Here is a 16,447-nt window from a genome sequence, read left to right as displayed (position 1 = left end):
GAGGGTGGGCTGAGGGGTGGTCAGTGGAGGGTGGAGAGGTAGTGGGCGAGGGCGCCCAGCGCGCTGTTGACGGGTCCGGCGAGGCCGGTGCCGGCGACGGTGAAGCCGGACAGCCACACGAAGACGGCGGACCCGGTGCTGACGCGCTGGGAGCGGACGAGCACGACGGTGATGATCGCGAACAGCAGGGCGGAGGAAACGGAGACGATCACGGCGGAGGGTCCTTCCGGGTGCCCCGGGGCGGGTTCCGGGGCACGGTCGATCGGGTCGGCGAGGGGTGTCAGAGCCGTGCGGGGCGGGGGTGTCAGAAGCGTCAGGAGTGGGTGTCAGACGCGTCAGACACCCCTCGCGCGCACGCGTTACCTGGGGAAATCGGCCCGTCCGGCGTCAGGGCCGTCTGACGCGTCAGACGCGTCAGGGCCGTCAGAAACGGGCCGGGCGGCGGTTCAGGCCGCGACCGGCTGAAGCGGGATGATCTCGTACCGGCCGGCCTCTTCGGTCTCCCGCAGACGGCCGGCGTCCACCATCTCGGAGACCTGTCCGGACACCCAGCTACGAGAGCGGTGGAAGCGGTCGCAGTGCTCCATGAAGTCCGCCGGGCCGACCTCGGTACGCCCCGCGGCTTCAAACTCGGCGAGCAGCTCGGCCATGATCTTCTTGGCTTCGGCCTTGCCGACCCGCGTGCGCGGCGGGACCTCGGGCGGGGCGATCTCCACCACCCGGTCGACGGGCGGCAGTTCGGCGTCCGGGTCGATCCACCCGTCCTCGTCCTCGCCGCCGTCGTCGGGGTCCAGGTCGTAGTCGTAGTGCACCGGGGCGTCCTCCTGGTTGTAGATGCCGCCGTCGTCCTCGCCCCCGTCGTCGGCGGGCAGGGTGGGCAGGGGGTAGCGGGTGCGCTGGGTGAAGGCGGGGCCGACCGCGTTCGCGGCGGCCTTGCCGGTGACCGGGTCGCAGGTGGCCCGGATGTCGGCGAACTCGGCGACGGCCCAGGTGATGGCCTCCACCGGGGTGAGGTAGGCACGGCCGGGGGTGGCCCAGAACGTCTCGGGGATGCCGTTGGCGACCAGGTAGAGGTAGCCGGGCTTCTTGTCCTTCCAGACGTGCGGCGCGGCGCCCGCGTCCAGGGCCTCATCGGGAAGGGCGAACTGGGCGTCGCGCTCGTCCCGGACGCCGCACACGGCGCTGGAGCCAAGGGACGCGCGGGTGTCGGTGGATACCTGGGTGCTGGAGGCGCGCTGGAGCGAGACGACCAGGGAGATCCCGGCGGAGCGGGCTTCCTGGGCGATGCCGGTGAAGACGTCGTCGTCGGTCTCGCGCACCGTCTTGGCGGCTTCCTCGAACCAGGCGATGAGGTAGGGCATGCCCGGGGCGCCGTCGGCCTGGACGTCGGCGCATGCGGGTTCCCACTGCTTGTAGCCGTACCTGGCCAGCCAGGATGTGCGGGCCGGGATCACGGCGCGCAGGGCGGTGACCATGGCCTTGGTGTCGTCCATGGTGAGCGCGGCCCAGTCGAGGGCGGGCAGCAGCGGGCCGAGGGTCTGTTCGGCCTTGGCCGGGTCGGACGCCCACACGATCACGTCGCGGCGGGTGATGACCTCGTCCAGGGCGGTGATGCCGAGTTCGGACTTGCCGGAGCCGGTCATCCCCATGACCAGCAGGTGCATGGCGTTGCGGTGGGCGTCCGGGTCGCCGGGGAAGAACATCGCCATGTCGGCGCCGTCCTCGTAGATGCCCAGGTGGATCGGGTCGGCGATCGACCCGCCGGGGTGCGAGGGCCCCGGGTAGGGGAGACCGGCCTTGAGCAGGTCGTTGGGCACGACGGTGAGCGTCGCCCGGGACGAGTCGTCCGGGTCGGCGACCGCCCGCACCGCGTTCTTGGCGACCTTGAACGCCCCGGCGAGCTTGGGCAGGGCCTTGGACACGTCGTCCGGGGTCAGCTCGCCGGCCGGAAGCTGCAGCTCGAACTCGGCCTTGTTCGGCTGCACCTTCGCCGAGGTGACCATGGTCTTGGCGAGGCCGACCTTCTCCAGCAGCCCCTTGTCGCCGTCGTTCGGCGCTCCGTCGGGGTTGACCCGCAGCAGCTGGCGGATGTTCCATGTCAGCGCGAGGGCGGGTGCTCCTATCAGGTAGAGGCTGGGCAGGGGGCCGGCGGCGGGTCCGGCGAGGGCTGCGGCGGTGAACCAGGACGTGGACGCGGCCACGGTGATGGCGGAGTGCAGGCGGCGCTGCTGGCTGGTGGGCTTGCCGGCCCACCAGGTGGCGGCAGTGAGGCCGAGCGAGGCGAGGGTGAGCCCGACCGCGCCGGCCGCCGACTCGCCCCACATGGCGTTCGCCGGGAGGGACAGGATGCCGGTGCCGGCGGCGAGGATCCACGGCGGCAGGTAGGGCTTGGCGCGGTGGAGCAGGTACTCGCCGATGCCGCCGGCGTGCTGGTTGGGGTCGAGGTGCAGGTACCCGGCGTGCTGGCCGGTGTCGAGGTGGGCGATGGTCTGGGGCTGCTGGCGGCGCACGGGCGGCCTCCCTGGGCTGCTGGGCGAAGGGGAAGGTGGGCCCGGTCCGGGGCAGCGCGCGGCACAGCTCACCCAGCCCGTGAGCGGGGGCGGTGCGCGCCCTGCCCCGGCCGGGGATCAGAGCGGGATCAGCCGAAGTCGAAGCGGCGACGGGGCTGGCGGGGCTTGGCCACGCGGGAGATCTCGGGGTCGTACTCGCGCTGGAACGCGGCGTAGGTGCGGGCGATCTCGGCGGCGCAGTCCTTCGCGTCGTCGGCGGCCTTCTTCAGGTGCTTGGACACCCGGCGGGCGCGGGTCAGGGAGCCGAACGGCCGGCCGTCGGCGTCGGGGACCTCCTTGAGCACGGCGTTCAGCAGCTCGTAGGCCATGGCGAGGTCGAACGAGAGCTGGGCGAACGTGGCCCGGCCGCGCTCGCAGAACTCCCGGACGTCGGCGTTGGTAAAGAACTCCGGGTCGCCGAGCGGGGAGTACCCGCGCCCGCCACCGCCCTGCCCGCCACCGGACGGGGAGCCGATGGGGCCCGACGCCGGTCCCGGACCGCCGGGGCCCCGGCCGCCGCCGTACCCGCCGCCACCGCCGCCACCGGGGGTGTTGCGGGTGTAGGAGAAGTGGTAAGTCGGCCCGACGCGGGTGCGGGAGTTGCCACCGCGCGGGGGTGGGGTCTTGCCGCCCCCACCGGCGCTGCCGCCGCCGTTGCCGGAGCGGCGCGGGGGCGGGAACGGGCTGTCCGGGCCGGGGGAGCTGGGAGGGGTGCTCATCTGTGCTGCCTCCTACGGGGGTTCAGTCGGTCTCGGCGGTGAGCGGGGCGGTGGCGAGCTTGCGGCGGCGCTGCCACCAGAGCGTCTGCGCGGTGGCGGTACCGGCCAGCCACAAGAGGGCGAGCAGGCCGTTCGCGGGGCCGAACCAGACGGCCAGCGCCGACCAGGCGAGGCCGGTCGACCAGGCGGCGACGGAGCGGGTGCGGGCCCGAGCCTTGCGGCGCACGGCCGAGCGCGGGTGACGGCGCACCACCAGCGCCCACCCGGCGGGCAGCAGCACCGCCGGAACGGCGAAGGCGAGCGCGACGACCGGGGCGGCGGACAGCACACCGGCCGCCCCGAAGGTGCCGATCCCCGCCCAGACGGGCGCCCAGGCGACCCGGCGGCGCCACAGCGCACGACCGGTCGCGAGCGCCAGCCTGCCCGCGAGGGACGGCTGTTGGGGGACGACGAGCACGACCGGGGCGGTGCCCCGGCCGAGGTCGACCACGTGCGCGGCGGCAGCTCCCCGCCGGCCGCGTTGCTGCGGTATCTGGACCTTGGTGGTGCGGATGCGGGCCATGGCGAGCCTCCGTGCGGTCAGTTGGTGTAGCCGAGTTCGGCGGGGCTGACGCCGTCGCGGATGGCGGCAGCGTCGGCACGCATGTCCTGGGCCTGCCCGAGCAGGATGTTGGCGGCGGCGGCCGCCTGCTGGCGGGACCGGTCATCGTTGGTGAGGTCGGCGGCGAAGGCCCTGCCGCTCCGGGCGGCCTCGGTCTTGGCGGCGGCGCCCTGGTCGAGGTTCGCGGCGAGGGCCTTGGCGGCGGTACGGGTCCAGCGCATGGGGATTCCTCCGAGGGGTCAGGCCGCGAGGGCGGCGGCGTCGGCGCAGGTCAGGCAGGTGCCGAGGTGCGCGGGGAGCACGTAGCCCGCGTCCCGCCCGCAGGTGGGGCAGGTGCGGCGGGCGGCGTTGGCCTTGGCCAGGGCGGCGGCTTTCGCAGGGGTCATCGGCCGCACGGGCTTGGCCCGGTCGAGCCGGTAGAGGTAGGCAGTGCGGGTGCCGCCGAAGCGCGAGCGCCACATGACCTGCGCGGCGACGTCCTGCCCGCCCGGGCGCAAGCCCTTGGCGCGCAACTCCCGGCGGGTGAAGAGGCCACGCGGCGCCATGCGCCACGGGTAGGTGGGGGTGCCGCCGTGGCGGGCCCCGTCGGGGTCCCAGTGGCGCGGGCGGCTCACCGCTCCTCGCCCGTGGCGGCCTCGGGCAACTCGAAGTAGCCAACCAGCCTGATCGGCGTGCCGGCGTAGGTGGTGGTGACGCTGAGCCAGGCGAAGCTGCCCGTCGTGGCGAGGTTGACGCCGCCCGGGTCGAGGCCGAGGCTCTGGCGCCACTGCTCGAAGTCGGCGAGGGCGGTGGCGCGGTGGTGGAAGGCGAGGGTCAGGCCCTCGGTAAGGAGCAGGTTGCCCGAGGAGTCGCGCTCGTCGGTGACGACGCGCTCGCTGGTGATCCTCGACGCGGGCAGGTCGGGGTGGGCGGTGAAGAGGGCGAGCAGGGAACCGACGGCGTTGATCTGGGCGCCGGTGGTGGTGGTGTCGGTGGTGGTGGTCACGATGCCTGCTCCTCGACGCGGGGGGTGGTGGTCTCTTCGGTGGTGGCCGGGACGGCGTGCAGCGCGGGACGCTCCGGGCCGGCGGCGCTGAACTCGCGGTAGCGGTTGGCGACCCACCCGGCCGACCAGCCGGTCAGCTCGGCCGCCCGGCGCTGCGGAATGGTGGCCACCACGCAGGCCTGGATCTTCAGGCGGGCTTGGTCTTCGGGCAGCCGCTCGTCCACGGCAGGGGCGGTGAGAAGTTCCTGCCGCAGCCGCTCGATCTCGCGCTCGGCGTCCTGCTCACGCTCACGCTCACGGCGCTCACGCTCGCTCACCTCGCGCTCACGGCGATCACGCTCCCGCCGCTCGACCTCCTCCTTGCGCCGCCGTTCCTCGCGCTCGGAAGCCTCCCGGCGGGCCCGCTCCTCCCGCTCCTCGCGGGCCATGCGCTCCTCGTGCTCACGCTGCTTGTCGGCCATGCGCTCCTCGTGCTCACGGCGCTCACGCTCGCGCTGCTCGGCCCGGGCGTACTCGGCGATCCGGTCCTCGCGCTCCTGCCGCCGGCGCTCCTCCTGACGGCGGTCGCGCTCGGCCCGCTCATCGCGCTCACGGGCCTCACGAGCGGCCAGGGCGGCGGCGATCGCCCGCCGGTAGGCGAGCGAGGTTTCCGCCGTGACGATCAGCAGCAGCGGCGCCACCGCGTGGACTGCCACCCCGACCGCGTCGCGGTCCAGGGCGGACAGACCCACGTTGAGCAGCACCGTCATCAGGCCGGTCATCCAGCGCAGCACGACCGGCCAGCGGCCGCCGTCGCCGCCGAGGCGGGCGAGCGTGCTGTCCATGCGGATCACGATCACCACCGCCGCGTCCACGACCAGCGGCAGGATCGGAGCCGTCCACTGCCACCCCTTCGGAGTGTGTCCGGACATCAGCGGGGTCACCGTGAGCACGCTGTAGAGGACCGCGCCGAGCGTGATCGTCCACGTGCCCACGGCCAACGCCCGCTCCGCCGAACGGATCTGTTCCTGGCTCATCGGCGCCTTCACTGCGACCACCGCCCGGCGAGCGGTGAGCGCGTCGTGAGCGCGGTGAGCATCGGGGCGTTCATCAGTGAGCACCCCCGGCGGCGCGCCGCTCGCGGAGGGCGGCGCGCGAGCGGCGCTTGTACAGCGCGGTGCGCTCGGCGGGGGTCAGCCCACCGGCGATGCCGTGCTTCTCGTAGCGCTCCATCGCGAGTTCCAGGCACATCGTGCGGACCGGGCACCCGGCGCAGATCATCTTGGCGCGGCGCTCGGCCCACGCGGCGGCCTCAGCCCCGATCTCCTCGGGGTCGGGGTAGAACAGCTCGGTGTCGACGCCGACGCAGGCCGCGCCGCGCAGGTCGCCGTCCCCGTCCGGGTGGTACTCGGCCAGCGTGGTGGCCGCCGGGCGGGCGGCCAGGTGTGGGGTGCGGGTCGCACCGGCGATGAGGGTGTGCAACTGGGCCATCACGCCGCCGCCTTCCAGGTCAGCACCCGGCGGCGCTCGGCCGTGCGCATCAGCGAGGACGCGAACCGGGCCGCCGGCCCGTCCAGGTCCCGCAGGATCTCCCGCGCGGCGTCGAGCCGGGCGCGCCGGTCCTCGGGGGTTTCGTCCTCGGTGCCGGCGAACAGCTCGGCGTTGACACCGAGGCCGAGCGCGAGTTCCACGAACTCGGTCGGCGTCGCGGCGTCCTGGCCTGCGACAATCAGCTTCATGGGTCGTGTTCCTTCATCCGGACGGCCCTGAGCGGTCCCGGTGTTCCAGCACCGGGACCGCAGCCGTGTTGGGGTCGAACGCCGACGAGCGTTCGCGGAAGCCCGACGTACCTCCGCCGAAGCGGCGAGACGCCGGGCACCGTGATCGCTGGTCGAAGCCTCACCGGCCGGTGGCCCGGCGAGGCGACCTATGTCTCTTGTGGTCGATCGGGTTCATCGGGGCACCTCCTTCGGTCGAGCGGGCAGGGAAACTCACTGCAAGGGGGGCCACGCCCCCACTCTCCGGCCGTTGCTCGCGGTCGCCGGGCCACCTCGCCAGTCAGGGCCGGACCTTGCCGAACCCCTATCCCCTGGCCTTTGCGGAGATTGCAGCGTCCTCCGCCTCAGCTCACAGACGCCCCTTTGGAGGGGCTGTTGCACCACTCCGACAGGCGCGTTTGCGCAGTTCAGAGCAGCCCAAAGAAGGGCTGTCAGTTCGCCAGCCTCGCCATGCGAGACATGTTGAACATGTCTCTTACGATGCCGAGAAGCCGACGCTTCGTCAAGTCCTTCGCTTAGTTCGGCCGGTGAGTCCCGGCCGCGCATCAATAGATTCGGCTCTCCGACCCTGTCGGAACACGGCGCATCTGGACGGCTACGGTCCGACTTCGCTACGGTCGAAGTCGTCCCGGATCGTCCAAGCGCCGCACCATCGTCCAGGGGAGGACGGGATGGCCAATGAAAGGCTGCGAGGGGCAATCCTCGGCAGCGGCTTGAAGATTGAGCAGATCGCGGAGCGTCTCGGCGTGAGCCCACGGACCGTCGAGCGCTGGGTGGAGGCCAAGGACGAGCGCCGACCGTACCGGCGTTTCCAGTACGCGCTCGCCAACCTGTTGCAGCGAGATCTGTCGGACCTCTGGCCGGACGAGCAGACCAGTAGCGCGGCAGCGGAGGCCGGCCGGGCCGAGTTGGTGAAGCTGTACCCGCACCGCGCGGTCGTGCCGAAAGAGCTGTGGACGTCCCTCTACGCGAGGTCCACGCGGCACTTCGATCTGGTGGTGTACGCCGGCTTCTGGCTGTCGGAGGACCCGCTGTTCTTCCGCCTCGTCCGAGAGAAGGCGCAGGCAGGCGTGCCGGTAAGGCTGATGCTGGGCGACCCCGACTGCGTGGGTGTGGCTCAGCGGGGCGAGGATGAGGGGATCGGCCCAGCGATGGCGGGCAAGATTCGTAACGCGCTCGCCAACTACGCGCCGCTGTTCGGCGTCCCCGGAGTTGAGTTCCGTCTCCACTCGACGACGCTCTACAACTCGCTCTACCGAGCCGATGACGACCTGCTCGTCAACGGCCACGTCTACGGTGTCGGCGCCTACCTGGCGCCGGTGATGCACCTTTCCCAGGTGCCCGGCGGAGAGCTGTTCAGCACGTACGCGGCGAGCATCGAACGGATCTGGGAGAGCTCCCGGGCTATCACCTCGCCACATCTTGAAAGTGAGGCCGCATGAGCCGCATCGACTACTTCCATGACCCGGCCGCCCCGCCGGCGAACTCCGTTGTGCCCTCCGTTACCGCCGTCGTGACGGACACCGATGGGCGGCTGCTGCTGATCCACAAGACGGACAACAACCTGTGGGCCCTCCCCGGCGGTGGGCACGACATCGGGGAGTCCGTGGCGGACACCGTGGTTCGCGAGGTCCGGGAGGAAACGGGGATCGACGTCGAGGTGGCTGCGGTCGTCGGCCTCTACACGGATCCTGGTCACGTCATGGCCTACGACGACGGGGAGGTCCGGCAGCAGTTCTCCATCTGCTTCCGGGCACGCCCTGTTGGTGGCGTCCTGCGGACGAGTTCGGAGTCGAAAGAGGTCCGCTGGGTGAACCCAGCGGATCTCAACGACCTGGACATTCACCCGTCCATGCGGCTACGGATCCAGCACGGCTTGGCATCGGACCGCACGGAGCCGTACATCGGCTAGGCCGACGTGCCGATCTGGAGCAGTCGGCCTTCGACCCGCCGTGCTGCCTCATCGATCTCCGGCTCGGCGCGCCGGATGAACCGGCCGACGACGCTGTCGGGTCCGTACCGGCCCACAATCTCGGCGATCCGGTCGGGCGTCGTCGTCGGCGTGCCGTCAGGAGTGGTGGTCATGTCGCAGTAGATCAGCGCGTCAACCAAGTGGGGTTCCTCCAACGGGAACTCCGCCTCCAACTCCCGGCGAAGGCCCCGTTCCTCGGCTTCGAGCAGGGCACAGGAGTGGTGGGCGACCAGGCGCACGACGCGCTCGTCCACGTTCTCCGCGCGGAGGAACCGCGCGCCGTCGAGCGGGTGGAACCCGGTGTCGACGATCCGAGGCGAGTAGCCGACGTCGTGCAGGACGGCCGCGGACTCCAGCAGCTCGGCATCCGGGCCGAGGATCCCAGCCAGGGTGCGCGCCTTGCCGGCCACCCCCTTGGAGTGGGCCCAGCGGCGGGGGAGGTCGGTGGACAACAGGGACTCGGCAAGGTCGTAGGCCCACACGGGCATCTGCTCCTAGGTGTGATTGGCGGGCAGGGCGCGGATGGTCCGGCCCTTTCCGTGGCGCACTTCGAGGACCCCGGCGCCCTCCAGCTGCGCGAGGGCGCGTCGGACGGTACCCCTCGCTGCACCGGTGTGCTCGGTGAGTTCTTTCTCCGAGGGGAAGACGGCCCCAACGTCGAGCTTTCGGGCGAGGGCGGCGAGCTGGTCGAGCACCGGAACCTTGGGCTCGGCGCGTCCGACAACCCATCCGACGCCGGGCTGCGACCGAATCAGGCCCTCTGCCGCGAGGACGTCGAGAGCGCGCTTCACCGTGGTGCGGGCGACGCCGTGCTCCTCCATCAGCTCCGCCTCAGAGGGAAGCGCCGTCACCGTGGAGTCTCCGCTGATCTTGGTCCGTAGCGCATCGGCGATCCGCAGGTAGGTACCGCGCGGGCTCCGCTCGGGCACTGGCCGCTCCCTTCTCTAGGTCGATACCTAGACAGGATGAACGATTCCGGGGGAGACCTGCCAGCCTCCAGGCCGTCTGCCCATCGCGGCGGCGTTGGGCTGGCGGGGCTGGTCAGGCGCCCGGTCTCAGTTCTGGTCTCAGTCCACTGCGTCCGTGACGATCCGCTTCGGTCCCGTGTAGTCCGCTGACCTGCGGTCCGGACGAGCGTGGACGACCACGGACGGTGATTGGGCAAACTCGTAATGCGTAGGTCGCGGGTTCGAATCCCGCAGGCGGCTCAGTGAAGGCCCAGGTCAGATACCCGCTGACCTGGGCCTTTTGTCATTCCTTGGCGTGCGGGCAGGCGTCGGTAGCGCGCTGCAGGATCGCTTGCGTGAGCGATGCGTGAGCGCGGGTGTTGATCTTGGGTTAGCCCTTGGCCTTCTTGGCCTTGGACTTCGCCTTCTTCGCGGCCTTCCGCTTGGCCTTCTCGGCTTCGGCCGCAGCCTTCGCGGCGGCCTTGGCGTGAGCCTCGGCTTCGGTCTTCCGCTGGAGGGGGACGAGCTTCGCAGCGGCCTCGGCGGCGTCCTTGGCAAGCTCGGGCAGGACGCTGGTGTAAATGTCCGAGGTGATCTTGATAGAGGAGTGGCCGAGCATGTCGGACACCACCTTCATGTCGACTCCTCCTGCGAGCGCGAGGGTGGCCGCGCCGTGGCGGAGGTCGTGCAGGCGGATCGGCGGCAGGCCGGACGCGGTCACGAGCCGCTCGAACATCTCGGTGACCGTGCCCGGGTGGAGCCAGGAACCATCCTCGTTGGTGAAGACCCGGCCGGTGTTCTTCCAGGCCGGCCCCCAGTCGGCCCGCTCCTTCTGCTGCCGCTCGCGGTGGAGCCGCAGGACGGCAACCGTGTCGTCGTCCAGGGCCACCGTTCGGAAGCTCCCATCGGTCTTGGGGTCGGACTCCTCGATTGCCCAGCCGTCCTGCACGAGCTGGGCCGTCACGGTCAGCGAGCTGTTGTCGAGATTGGTCTCGGACCACGGCTGCCCGCACGCCTCACCCCGGCGAAGCCCGCGGAAGGCGATCACGTGCCACAGCGCGTACAGGCGGTCGTCGGCCACGGAGTCGAGGAACGCGCCGGTCTGCTGCGGTGTCCAGACCATCACGGGGGAGGGCTTCACGCCGGTCGCCTGCCACTGGGCGACCCGCTCCGGCGTCCAGACCAGGGCTTTCGGCTTGGCAGCCGGGTCGAGCTTGACGTGGGCGGCCGGGTTGAGGGTGATCAGGCCCTCGGGGATCGCGTCGTTCAGGGCGGTCCGGAGCGTGGCGCGGATGCGCTGGCGGGTGGTCGTGCCGGTCGTGCGCCGGAATGGCGGCATCTCGGCGAGCTCGGCCTTCAGAGCCTTGCGGCGGGCGCGGTTCTCCACGCCCTTGATCGGAACCGTGGCGAGCTCGGCCTTCAGCGCGTGCCGCAGGGCGTTGTTCTCCAGGATCTCCTCGTTGGCGTCGGCGATGGCCGTGAACATCTCGGCGAGCGTGCTCACCCGCAGCCGGTCGACGCGGATGTGCCCGATCCGGGGCTTGAGGTGGACCCGCACGTCACACTCGTATCGGGTGATCCCGGACTTGCGGATCTTCTTGCCGGCCAGCCAGGTATCGAGCCACTCGCCCACGGTGACGCGGCTGGAGAGATCCTGACCAGCCTTCAGACGGTTGCGGGTTTCCTCGATGTCGGGCAGCTGGGCCTTCTCGTCGGCGACCTTCACCAGCAGCTCGGCGACCAGGGCCAGGTCGTCGGGGTCGTCCTTGCCGAGGGCGAGCAGGCCACGAACGTGGTCGAGGTCGGCCTGCGCCTCCTTCAGCGTCTCGTAGCCGGCACGGTTGAATGAACGGCGGGTGCCGTCCTCGGCGTTGGGCAGCTCCTGGCGTATGGAGTAGGAGCCGTGCTTACGGCTGCCTGCCTTTGGGCACGCCTTGCCGAGCGGCTTCCCGGTCTCGGCGTCGCGGCAGTAGCAGCGGTGGTAGGTGGAACCCTTCATTCGTCCTCCAGATCGGTATCGGTGTTCAGCGGGGGAAGCTCGGCGTCGAGAAAGTCGAGACTCGGTGCGAGGTACGGGACTTCCAGACCGATCTCGCGCAGTTGTGCCCTGACAGGTTGAAGCCGCTCGCGGATGGCTGCGACGAAAGCGTCGTGCTTCTCCTTCGGGCCGGGAGGCCATTCCTGCTGGAAGAACTTGAACTCCAGCTGGAAAGCGTCGTGATGCTCCTCTTGGAGCTCCTGCCAGATCCGGGCGTGCTCCCGGTAGAGGCGGAGCCGGTACATCCCGATCGAGCGGCGGTCCTCTCCGGTGAAGTGGGTGAGGGCCGACCAGCGAGGGTGGCTCAGCTCGGGCAGGTAGTCGACCCAACCGCCGAGAGCTGGGGAGAAGAGCAGCTCGACCGGAGCGACGTCCAGGGCCTCAGCCACAACGATCAGCTCCGGAATCGTGATCGTCTTGCGCCTGCCGGACTCCCAGTTGGCGATGACGTTCCGGGGGACTTCGTAGCCCAAGTTCCCTGTTTCGTCGGCCACATCCTGCGCGGACAGTCCAAGGTCTTTCCTCCTTCGGGTGATTGCTCGGATCACGTCCTTGGTGATCCGTTCGTGCCAGTCGAGTGCGTCCTCGTCGTCGGTGGACCAGTGTTCCTCGCGGCGTTGTGTCATATCGACACAGTAGCCACTGGAAATCTCTTCTCCGTTGCGGCACTCCGCCGCAGCCCCCTTCCGGGGGGAAGCTCTGATTTGGAGTTCATGTGCGAACTGGTGAGATATCGGCGACAGCGCAGGGGATGGGTCGGGCCGAACTTCTCAGGCTGCCGGCGGCTATCGACCTCGATACCGCCAACCGCGCCATCGGCCTCGGACGGAGCAAGGGCTACGAGCTGGCCCGCCTCGGCGCGTACCCCTGCCGGGTCCTGCGGCTGGGCAAGAAGTACCGCGTGATCACAGCGGACCTTCTGCGCCTGCTCGGCATTGAGGCGGCGGCCGGTGAAGGTTCGGCGGCTGATGCAGCTTGACGTGGTGAGAGCCCGATCGACAAGCCTGTCTGCCGTGGGCGTACTTGCCCGATTGGAGTGGATCCTCCACCGGCATGACCGTACGTTCGTGGTCCCTCGGCGGCCTCGGCCGCCGAGGGGCCGCCGCCAAGGCGCAAGCAGTCCCTGCGAGTTGAGCGGACCGGAACCCCCGGTCCGCCGGCCCCAGGACGCACGAAGGCCCCCGGTGCAGCGAACACCGAGGGCCAGGCGAAGTCCTTACCCACGACCTTCATCGGCGGCGCGCGACGAATCAGGTCCCGCGCCCCAGTCTGGAGCTTCACCATGGAGTCTACGTCCCACCGGCCCGATCCGGCAGCTTCCACCGCGAGTTTGCCGCCGGTCGCGAGGCCCGGCGAGCCCGGATCCTTCCTGCCGGGCCAACAGCCGGAGCCCGTGTCCACAGCCTGTGGACAGGATGCCGAGGCGGCGCCTGCCGAGCTCACCGCCCCGGACGGGACCGACCTGATGCCCGACACCGAGGCGACCGAGGGCGCCGACCTGCTCGCGCGGCTGAGGGCCCAGATCGCGAAGTTCGTGATCCTTCCCTCCGAGCAGGCCCTGGACGCTGCCACGCTGTGGGTCGCGGCGACCCACCTGCAGAGTTCGTGGCAGCACGCCCCGCGCCTGGCCGTGGTCGGCCCGGCCAAGCGCTGCGGCAAGTCCCGCCTGCTCGACGTGCTCACCGAGACGGTGCACCAGCCGGTGCTGACGGTGAACTCGACCCCGGCCGCCGTGTTCCGCTCGATCACCGAGGAGTCGCCCACTCTGCTGGTGGACGAGGCGGACACGATCTTCGGCAGCCCGAAGATGGCGGAGAAGAACGAGGAGATGCGCGGCCTGCTCAACGCCGGGCACCAGCGCGACCGCTACGTGCTGCGGGTCGTCGGCAACGACCACACCCCGCGTAAGTTCCACACCTTCGCCATGGCGGCCATCGCCGGCATCGGCGACCTTCCCGACACGATCATGGACCGCTCGATCGTGATCCGCATGCGCCGCCGCGCCGAGGGCGAGAGCGTCGCCCCGTATCGCACCAAGCGCGACAGCCCCGACCTCCACGCGATCCGCGACAAGATCGCCCGCTGGACGGCACCGCTCGCCGACCGGGCCCTGCGCCTGGAGCCCGCCATGCCGGTCGAGGACCGCGCGGCCGACACCTGGGAGCCCCTGGTGATCGTCGCCGACCTCGCCGGAGGCCCCTGGCCCCGCCGTGCCCGCCAGGCGTGCAGGCGCATGGTCGACGCTGAGGTGCAGACGGAGGAGGACAACCCCGGCGGCGCGCGGATCCTCGCCGACATCCGCCGGATCTTCCACGCCGCCAGCGAGCCGGAGCCGGACAGCATGACCACCGGCCAGCTGCTGTTCGCGCTCAACGGCAACGAGGAGGCGCCGTGGGCGGAGTCGGCCCGAGGCGGGCTGACCCCGCGCGCACTCGGCGCGATGCTCCGCGAGTTCGGCATCATCTCCGGCAACGTGCGCCTCGGTGACGGAACCCAGCGCAAGGGCTACACGCGCCACAAGTTCCTCGACGCCTGGCGCCGTTACTGCCCCACCGTCCACCCCGTCACCCCCACGGCCACGGCCACGGACGAGAGCGCGGGCACGGGCAGCAGAGCCTGACCAGCCTCCCCGAACTGCCGTCCCTGCCGTAACAGCGCAGGTCACAGCACCTGCCGCCGGGACGGAACGGCCTCCCAAGACGGGAATCGCTCCCGCACCGGGGACGGCAGCACCCCGCCTGCAAGACGGCGCGTGGGACGGCAACCGTCCCACCCCGCCATCGACCCGCCGCCGCCCGGACCTAGGCGCGAGCGGCGGGCCGACCCCGGGACGGGAAACACATCCGTCTTGTGCCGTCCCTGCCGTCCCTGCCGTAAAACCGCAGGTCAAAGGCCATGCCGCCGGGACGGATACGAGCCCCAAGACGGATACCGCACCGTCCCGAACCCGAACACCGCCGCGTCCACGGCACCACCCGGGCAGCCGAACCCGCCCCAGCCCAGAGCCAGTCTCGCAGCCCCAAGACGGCAAGACGGCAAAGACGGCAATCCCACAAACCACCACCGCCCGACCCGCGAGGACCACCTTCCGCATGACCGCCACCACCCCACCGCGTCTGCCCCGCCCGGACGCCGTCCTCGTACAGGCCGCCATCGCTGGCGCCCTGTCCTTTGCCCACCTCCACGACATCGCCGAAGCCGCCGGACAACACGGCTGGAAAGCCTGGGCCTACCCCGTCTCGGTCGACCTGCTGCTCGTCGCCGCCTGGCACCGCATGCGGACCCTGCGCGCCACCGGACGCCCGGCCGGCACCGCCTGGACCTGGTTCGCCATCGCCCTGACCGCCTCCCTCGGCGCGAACGTCGCCACCGCCGGACTCCTCGACCTCGCCCACGTCCCCGCCTGGCTGCGGATCCTGGTCGCCGGATGGCCCGCCCTCGCCTTCTTCGGCGGCACCCTCCTCGCCCACAACACCACCGCAACCGCCACCAAACCGAAGCCCGCCGAGGGCGAGCTCCCGCTCCGCGAAAACCCCGAGTACACCCCGGCAGTCCAGCCCGTACCGAAGGCGGAGCAGGACGGCCTGTCCAGCTCCACGCCGGTCACAGAGCGCAGGAACGGCGGCCCGGCCTCCGACGAGGAACCAGCCGCGCCTCGCAAGCGCACCGGACGCCCACCGGCAAAGACCATGGACCAGCTCGTGGAGATGGTGCGGCCGGTCGTCGCCGAGCACGGCGTCAGCGTCGCCGTGGTCGAGAAGGCCCTCAGCGACGCCAGGATTCCGATCAGCAGCAAGCGCCGGACGGAGCTGATGACGCTCCTGCGGGATGAGCAGGCCGACCCTCAGCCCGAGCACGCCGACCGCGAGCCTGAGCAGGCGCGTGAGCATCCGGTGCCCGCCTGACGCGTCACCGCTCCATGGGTGGCCGCCCGCCAACGACTGGCACGGCGCCTGGCGGGCGGCCCCTTCACCGCCAATCGGTCTGGCGGATGTCCAACACGTGGTCAGCGACATTCGCCAAAGCATCGAATCACGCTTCCGCCGAACCGCTCGCTGCCCGAGCCGGTCTGCGCGCCGCGTGCACACCCCGCTCGCACCACAGCGCCTCGACGACCCCGCGACAGGAGATCAGCCCGTGACGGACACCCAGCACCCCCACGACACCACCGACGAGAGCGCCAAGGAGGCGATGAAGTCTCATACCGTGAAGGGTCTTTGGCGGTGGGCGTTCGGTAGTCGAGCCCCTGGCGGAGCCAGTAGTACCGCGAGTCCGACTCGTGGCCGGACTCGCGGGATCCCCGCCCCAGGGGTGGCGGAGAAGGCCCGGCGCGAGGGCGCGCCGGGCCAGGAGGCCGGGGCCGAGGGCGGCCCCGACCCGGACAAGCTCCTTGCCGTCCAACAGCAGATCCTCGCCGACGTCCGCCCGACCGAGACCGACAACGAGTCCTCCGACGACAGCGCCGCCGATGCGGCCGAGCCGAAGAACCGCCGCTACACCGGCACCAAACGCGAAGAGCGCGTCGGCCCTCTGCGGTTCGAACCCGAGGAAGAACCTCGGCTGCGTGCTGCTGCCACCGCCAACGGCTACCGTGGCCTGTCCGGGTTCGCCGCCGATGTCGTCCTGGCCTTCATAGCTGGCCGGTTCTTCATCGACCTGCCCTTGGCGGAAGAACGCCGACTCATCCACGAGTTCCGCGCCCGCGTCCTGCGCCAGATCAGCGGTATCGCCAGCAACGTCAACCAGATCGCCCGAGCCCTTAACGGCGGATACGAGCCCCCAGCCGACATCCGCCGCACCCTCGACGAACTGCACGGCCTGCTCACTGAGATCGCCGAGGCCCTTCGCCAGCCCGCCAGCCAGGAAGGCTGAACACTGC

At 71.0% G+C, this 16,447-nt stretch carries 20 protein-coding genes; 6 read left to right on the top strand and 14 right to left on the bottom strand.

The genetic code is table 11. The features are described 5' to 3' along the window. Window positions 1-20: 20 nt before the first annotated feature. From ACWC9T_RS21120 to ACWC9T_RS21075, 10 genes are all read right to left on the bottom strand, one after another. A complete protein-coding gene (locus tag ACWC9T_RS21120) occupies window positions 21-212 on the bottom strand; it encodes a hypothetical protein (protein ID WP_449822575.1) in 192 nt (63 codons plus the stop codon). Window positions 213-446: 234 nt separating this feature from the next. After that, on the bottom strand, window positions 447-2,510 hold the full coding sequence (traB, locus tag ACWC9T_RS21115) for a plasmid transfer protein TraB (protein ID WP_449822574.1): 2,064 nt from the start codon (window positions 2,508-2,510) through the stop codon (window positions 447-449). A 128-nt stretch (window positions 2,511-2,638) separates the two neighbouring features. Further along, entirely contained in the window at window positions 2,639-3,268 is a 630-nt protein-coding gene (gene traA / locus ACWC9T_RS21110; RefSeq protein ID WP_449822573.1) for a plasmid transfer protein TraA, read from the bottom strand. Window positions 3,269-3,290: 22 nt separating this feature from the next. Then, complete coding sequence (locus ACWC9T_RS21105; RefSeq protein ID WP_449822572.1) at window positions 3,291-3,830, bottom strand: hypothetical protein; 540 nt, start codon at window positions 3,828-3,830, stop codon at window positions 3,291-3,293. Between the two features lie 17 nt (window positions 3,831-3,847). Beyond that, on the bottom strand, window positions 3,848-4,090 hold the full coding sequence (locus tag ACWC9T_RS21100) for a hypothetical protein (protein WP_449822571.1): 243 nt from the start codon (window positions 4,088-4,090) through the stop codon (window positions 3,848-3,850). Window positions 4,091-4,108: 18 nt separating this feature from the next. Continuing rightward, window positions 4,109-4,483: an RRQRL motif-containing zinc-binding protein gene (locus ACWC9T_RS21095; RefSeq protein ID WP_449822570.1), complete on the bottom strand. Its 375-nt coding sequence runs from the start codon at window positions 4,481-4,483 to the stop codon at window positions 4,109-4,111. Beyond that, window positions 4,480-4,854, bottom strand: coding sequence for a hypothetical protein (locus tag ACWC9T_RS21090; protein WP_449822569.1), 375 nt, complete (start codon window positions 4,852-4,854; stop codon window positions 4,480-4,482). The genes ACWC9T_RS21095 and ACWC9T_RS21090 overlap by 4 nt, the downstream gene beginning before the upstream one ends. Further along, window positions 4,851-5,870: a DUF2637 domain-containing protein gene (locus tag ACWC9T_RS21085; RefSeq protein ID WP_449822568.1), complete on the bottom strand. Its 1,020-nt coding sequence runs from the start codon at window positions 5,868-5,870 to the stop codon at window positions 4,851-4,853. Before ACWC9T_RS21085 ends, ACWC9T_RS21090 begins: the two co-directional genes overlap by 4 nt. 73 nt (window positions 5,871-5,943) lie before the next feature. Next, window positions 5,944-6,324: a WhiB family transcriptional regulator gene (locus ACWC9T_RS21080; RefSeq protein ID WP_449822567.1), complete on the bottom strand. Its 381-nt coding sequence runs from the start codon at window positions 6,322-6,324 to the stop codon at window positions 5,944-5,946. After that, the gene (locus ACWC9T_RS21075) at window positions 6,324-6,572 is read right to left on the bottom strand and encodes a hypothetical protein (protein ID WP_449822566.1); all 249 of its coding nucleotides are present in this window, start codon (window positions 6,570-6,572) and stop codon (window positions 6,324-6,326) included. The genes ACWC9T_RS21080 and ACWC9T_RS21075 overlap by 1 nt, the downstream gene beginning before the upstream one ends. A gap of 710 nt (window positions 6,573-7,282) precedes the next feature. Between ACWC9T_RS21075 and ACWC9T_RS21070 the strand changes: the two genes are divergently transcribed. Continuing rightward, window positions 7,283-8,053: a helix-turn-helix domain-containing protein gene (locus ACWC9T_RS21070; protein WP_449822565.1), complete on the top strand. Its 771-nt coding sequence runs from the start codon at window positions 7,283-7,285 to the stop codon at window positions 8,051-8,053. Continuing rightward, window positions 8,050-8,523, top strand: coding sequence for an NUDIX hydrolase (locus ACWC9T_RS21065; RefSeq protein WP_449822564.1), 474 nt, complete (start codon window positions 8,050-8,052; stop codon window positions 8,521-8,523). The genes ACWC9T_RS21070 and ACWC9T_RS21065 overlap by 4 nt, the downstream gene beginning before the upstream one ends. Here ACWC9T_RS21065 and ACWC9T_RS21060 read toward each other — a convergent pair. From ACWC9T_RS21060 to ACWC9T_RS21045, 4 genes are all read right to left on the bottom strand, one after another. After that, entirely contained in the window at window positions 8,520-9,071 is a 552-nt protein-coding gene (locus ACWC9T_RS21060; protein ID WP_449822563.1) for an HD domain-containing protein, read from the bottom strand. The genes ACWC9T_RS21065 and ACWC9T_RS21060 overlap by 4 nt on opposite strands. Before the next feature lie 6 nt (window positions 9,072-9,077). Next, complete coding sequence (locus ACWC9T_RS21055) at window positions 9,078-9,512, bottom strand: GntR family transcriptional regulator (RefSeq protein WP_449822562.1); 435 nt, start codon at window positions 9,510-9,512, stop codon at window positions 9,078-9,080. A 409-nt stretch (window positions 9,513-9,921) separates the two neighbouring features. Further along, a complete protein-coding gene (locus tag ACWC9T_RS21050) occupies window positions 9,922-11,529 on the bottom strand; it encodes a tyrosine-type recombinase/integrase (RefSeq protein ID WP_449822561.1) in 1,608 nt (535 codons plus the stop codon). Continuing rightward, window positions 11,526-12,194, bottom strand: coding sequence for a helix-turn-helix domain-containing protein (locus tag ACWC9T_RS21045; protein WP_449788413.1), 669 nt, complete (start codon window positions 12,192-12,194; stop codon window positions 11,526-11,528). Before ACWC9T_RS21045 ends, ACWC9T_RS21050 begins: the two co-directional genes overlap by 4 nt. 125 nt (window positions 12,195-12,319) lie before the next feature. Between ACWC9T_RS21045 and ACWC9T_RS21040 the strand changes: the two genes are divergently transcribed. The 4 genes from ACWC9T_RS21040 (at window position 12,320) to ACWC9T_RS21025 (ending at window position 16,440) form a co-directional block, all read left to right on the top strand. Further along, window positions 12,320-12,547: a hypothetical protein gene (locus ACWC9T_RS21040; protein ID WP_396477159.1), complete on the top strand. Its 228-nt coding sequence runs from the start codon at window positions 12,320-12,322 to the stop codon at window positions 12,545-12,547. A 303-nt stretch (window positions 12,548-12,850) separates the two neighbouring features. Continuing rightward, a complete protein-coding gene (locus ACWC9T_RS21035; protein ID WP_449822560.1) occupies window positions 12,851-14,188 on the top strand; it encodes a DUF3631 domain-containing protein in 1,338 nt (445 codons plus the stop codon). 472 nt (window positions 14,189-14,660) lie between these two features. Then, on the top strand, window positions 14,661-15,473 hold the full coding sequence (locus ACWC9T_RS21030) for a DUF2637 domain-containing protein (protein ID WP_449822559.1): 813 nt from the start codon (window positions 14,661-14,663) through the stop codon (window positions 15,471-15,473). A gap of 406 nt (window positions 15,474-15,879) precedes the next feature. After that, complete coding sequence (locus tag ACWC9T_RS21025; protein ID WP_449788409.1) at window positions 15,880-16,440, top strand: MobC family plasmid mobilization relaxosome protein; 561 nt, start codon at window positions 15,880-15,882, stop codon at window positions 16,438-16,440. Window positions 16,441-16,447 lie beyond the last annotated feature (7 nt).

Source organism: Kitasatospora sp. NPDC001159, assembly GCF_053598235.1.
This window is presented reverse-complemented; position numbering and strand designations above follow the sequence as displayed.

Excerpts from the sequence above, each read along its gene's own strand:
- ACWC9T_RS21075 (WP_449822566.1), bottom strand. The coding sequence starts at position 6,572 with ATGAAGCTGATTGTCGCAGGCCAGGACGCCGCGACGCCGACCGAGTTC.
- ACWC9T_RS21085 (WP_449822568.1), bottom strand. The coding sequence starts at position 5,870 with ATGAGCCAGGAACAGATCCGTTCGGCGGAGCGGGCGTTGGCCGTGGGC.
- ACWC9T_RS21105 (WP_449822572.1), bottom strand. The coding sequence starts at position 3,830 with ATGGCCCGCATCCGCACCACCAAGGTCCAGATACCGCAGCAACGCGGC.
- ACWC9T_RS21065 (WP_449822564.1), top strand. The coding sequence starts at position 8,050 with ATGAGCCGCATCGACTACTTCCATGACCCGGCCGCCCCGCCGGCGAAC.
- ACWC9T_RS21100 (WP_449822571.1), bottom strand. The coding sequence starts at position 4,090 with ATGCGCTGGACCCGTACCGCCGCCAAGGCCCTCGCCGCGAACCTCGAC.
- traA (WP_449822573.1), bottom strand. The coding sequence starts at position 3,268 with ATGAGCACCCCTCCCAGCTCCCCCGGCCCGGACAGCCCGTTCCCGCCC.
- ACWC9T_RS21030 (WP_449822559.1), top strand. The coding sequence starts at position 14,661 with ATGACCGCCACCACCCCACCGCGTCTGCCCCGCCCGGACGCCGTCCTC.
- ACWC9T_RS21045 (WP_449788413.1), bottom strand. The coding sequence starts at position 12,194 with ATGACACAACGCCGCGAGGAACACTGGTCCACCGACGACGAGGACGCA.
- ACWC9T_RS21060 (WP_449822563.1), bottom strand. The coding sequence starts at position 9,071 with ATGCCCGTGTGGGCCTACGACCTTGCCGAGTCCCTGTTGTCCACCGAC.
- ACWC9T_RS21070 (WP_449822565.1), top strand. The coding sequence starts at position 7,283 with ATGGCCAATGAAAGGCTGCGAGGGGCAATCCTCGGCAGCGGCTTGAAG.
- ACWC9T_RS21035 (WP_449822560.1), top strand. The coding sequence starts at position 12,851 with ATGGAGTCTACGTCCCACCGGCCCGATCCGGCAGCTTCCACCGCGAGT.
- ACWC9T_RS21040 (WP_396477159.1), top strand. The coding sequence starts at position 12,320 with ATGGGTCGGGCCGAACTTCTCAGGCTGCCGGCGGCTATCGACCTCGAT.
- ACWC9T_RS21050 (WP_449822561.1), bottom strand. The coding sequence starts at position 11,529 with ATGAAGGGTTCCACCTACCACCGCTGCTACTGCCGCGACGCCGAGACC.
- ACWC9T_RS21080 (WP_449822567.1), bottom strand. The coding sequence starts at position 6,324 with ATGGCCCAGTTGCACACCCTCATCGCCGGTGCGACCCGCACCCCACAC.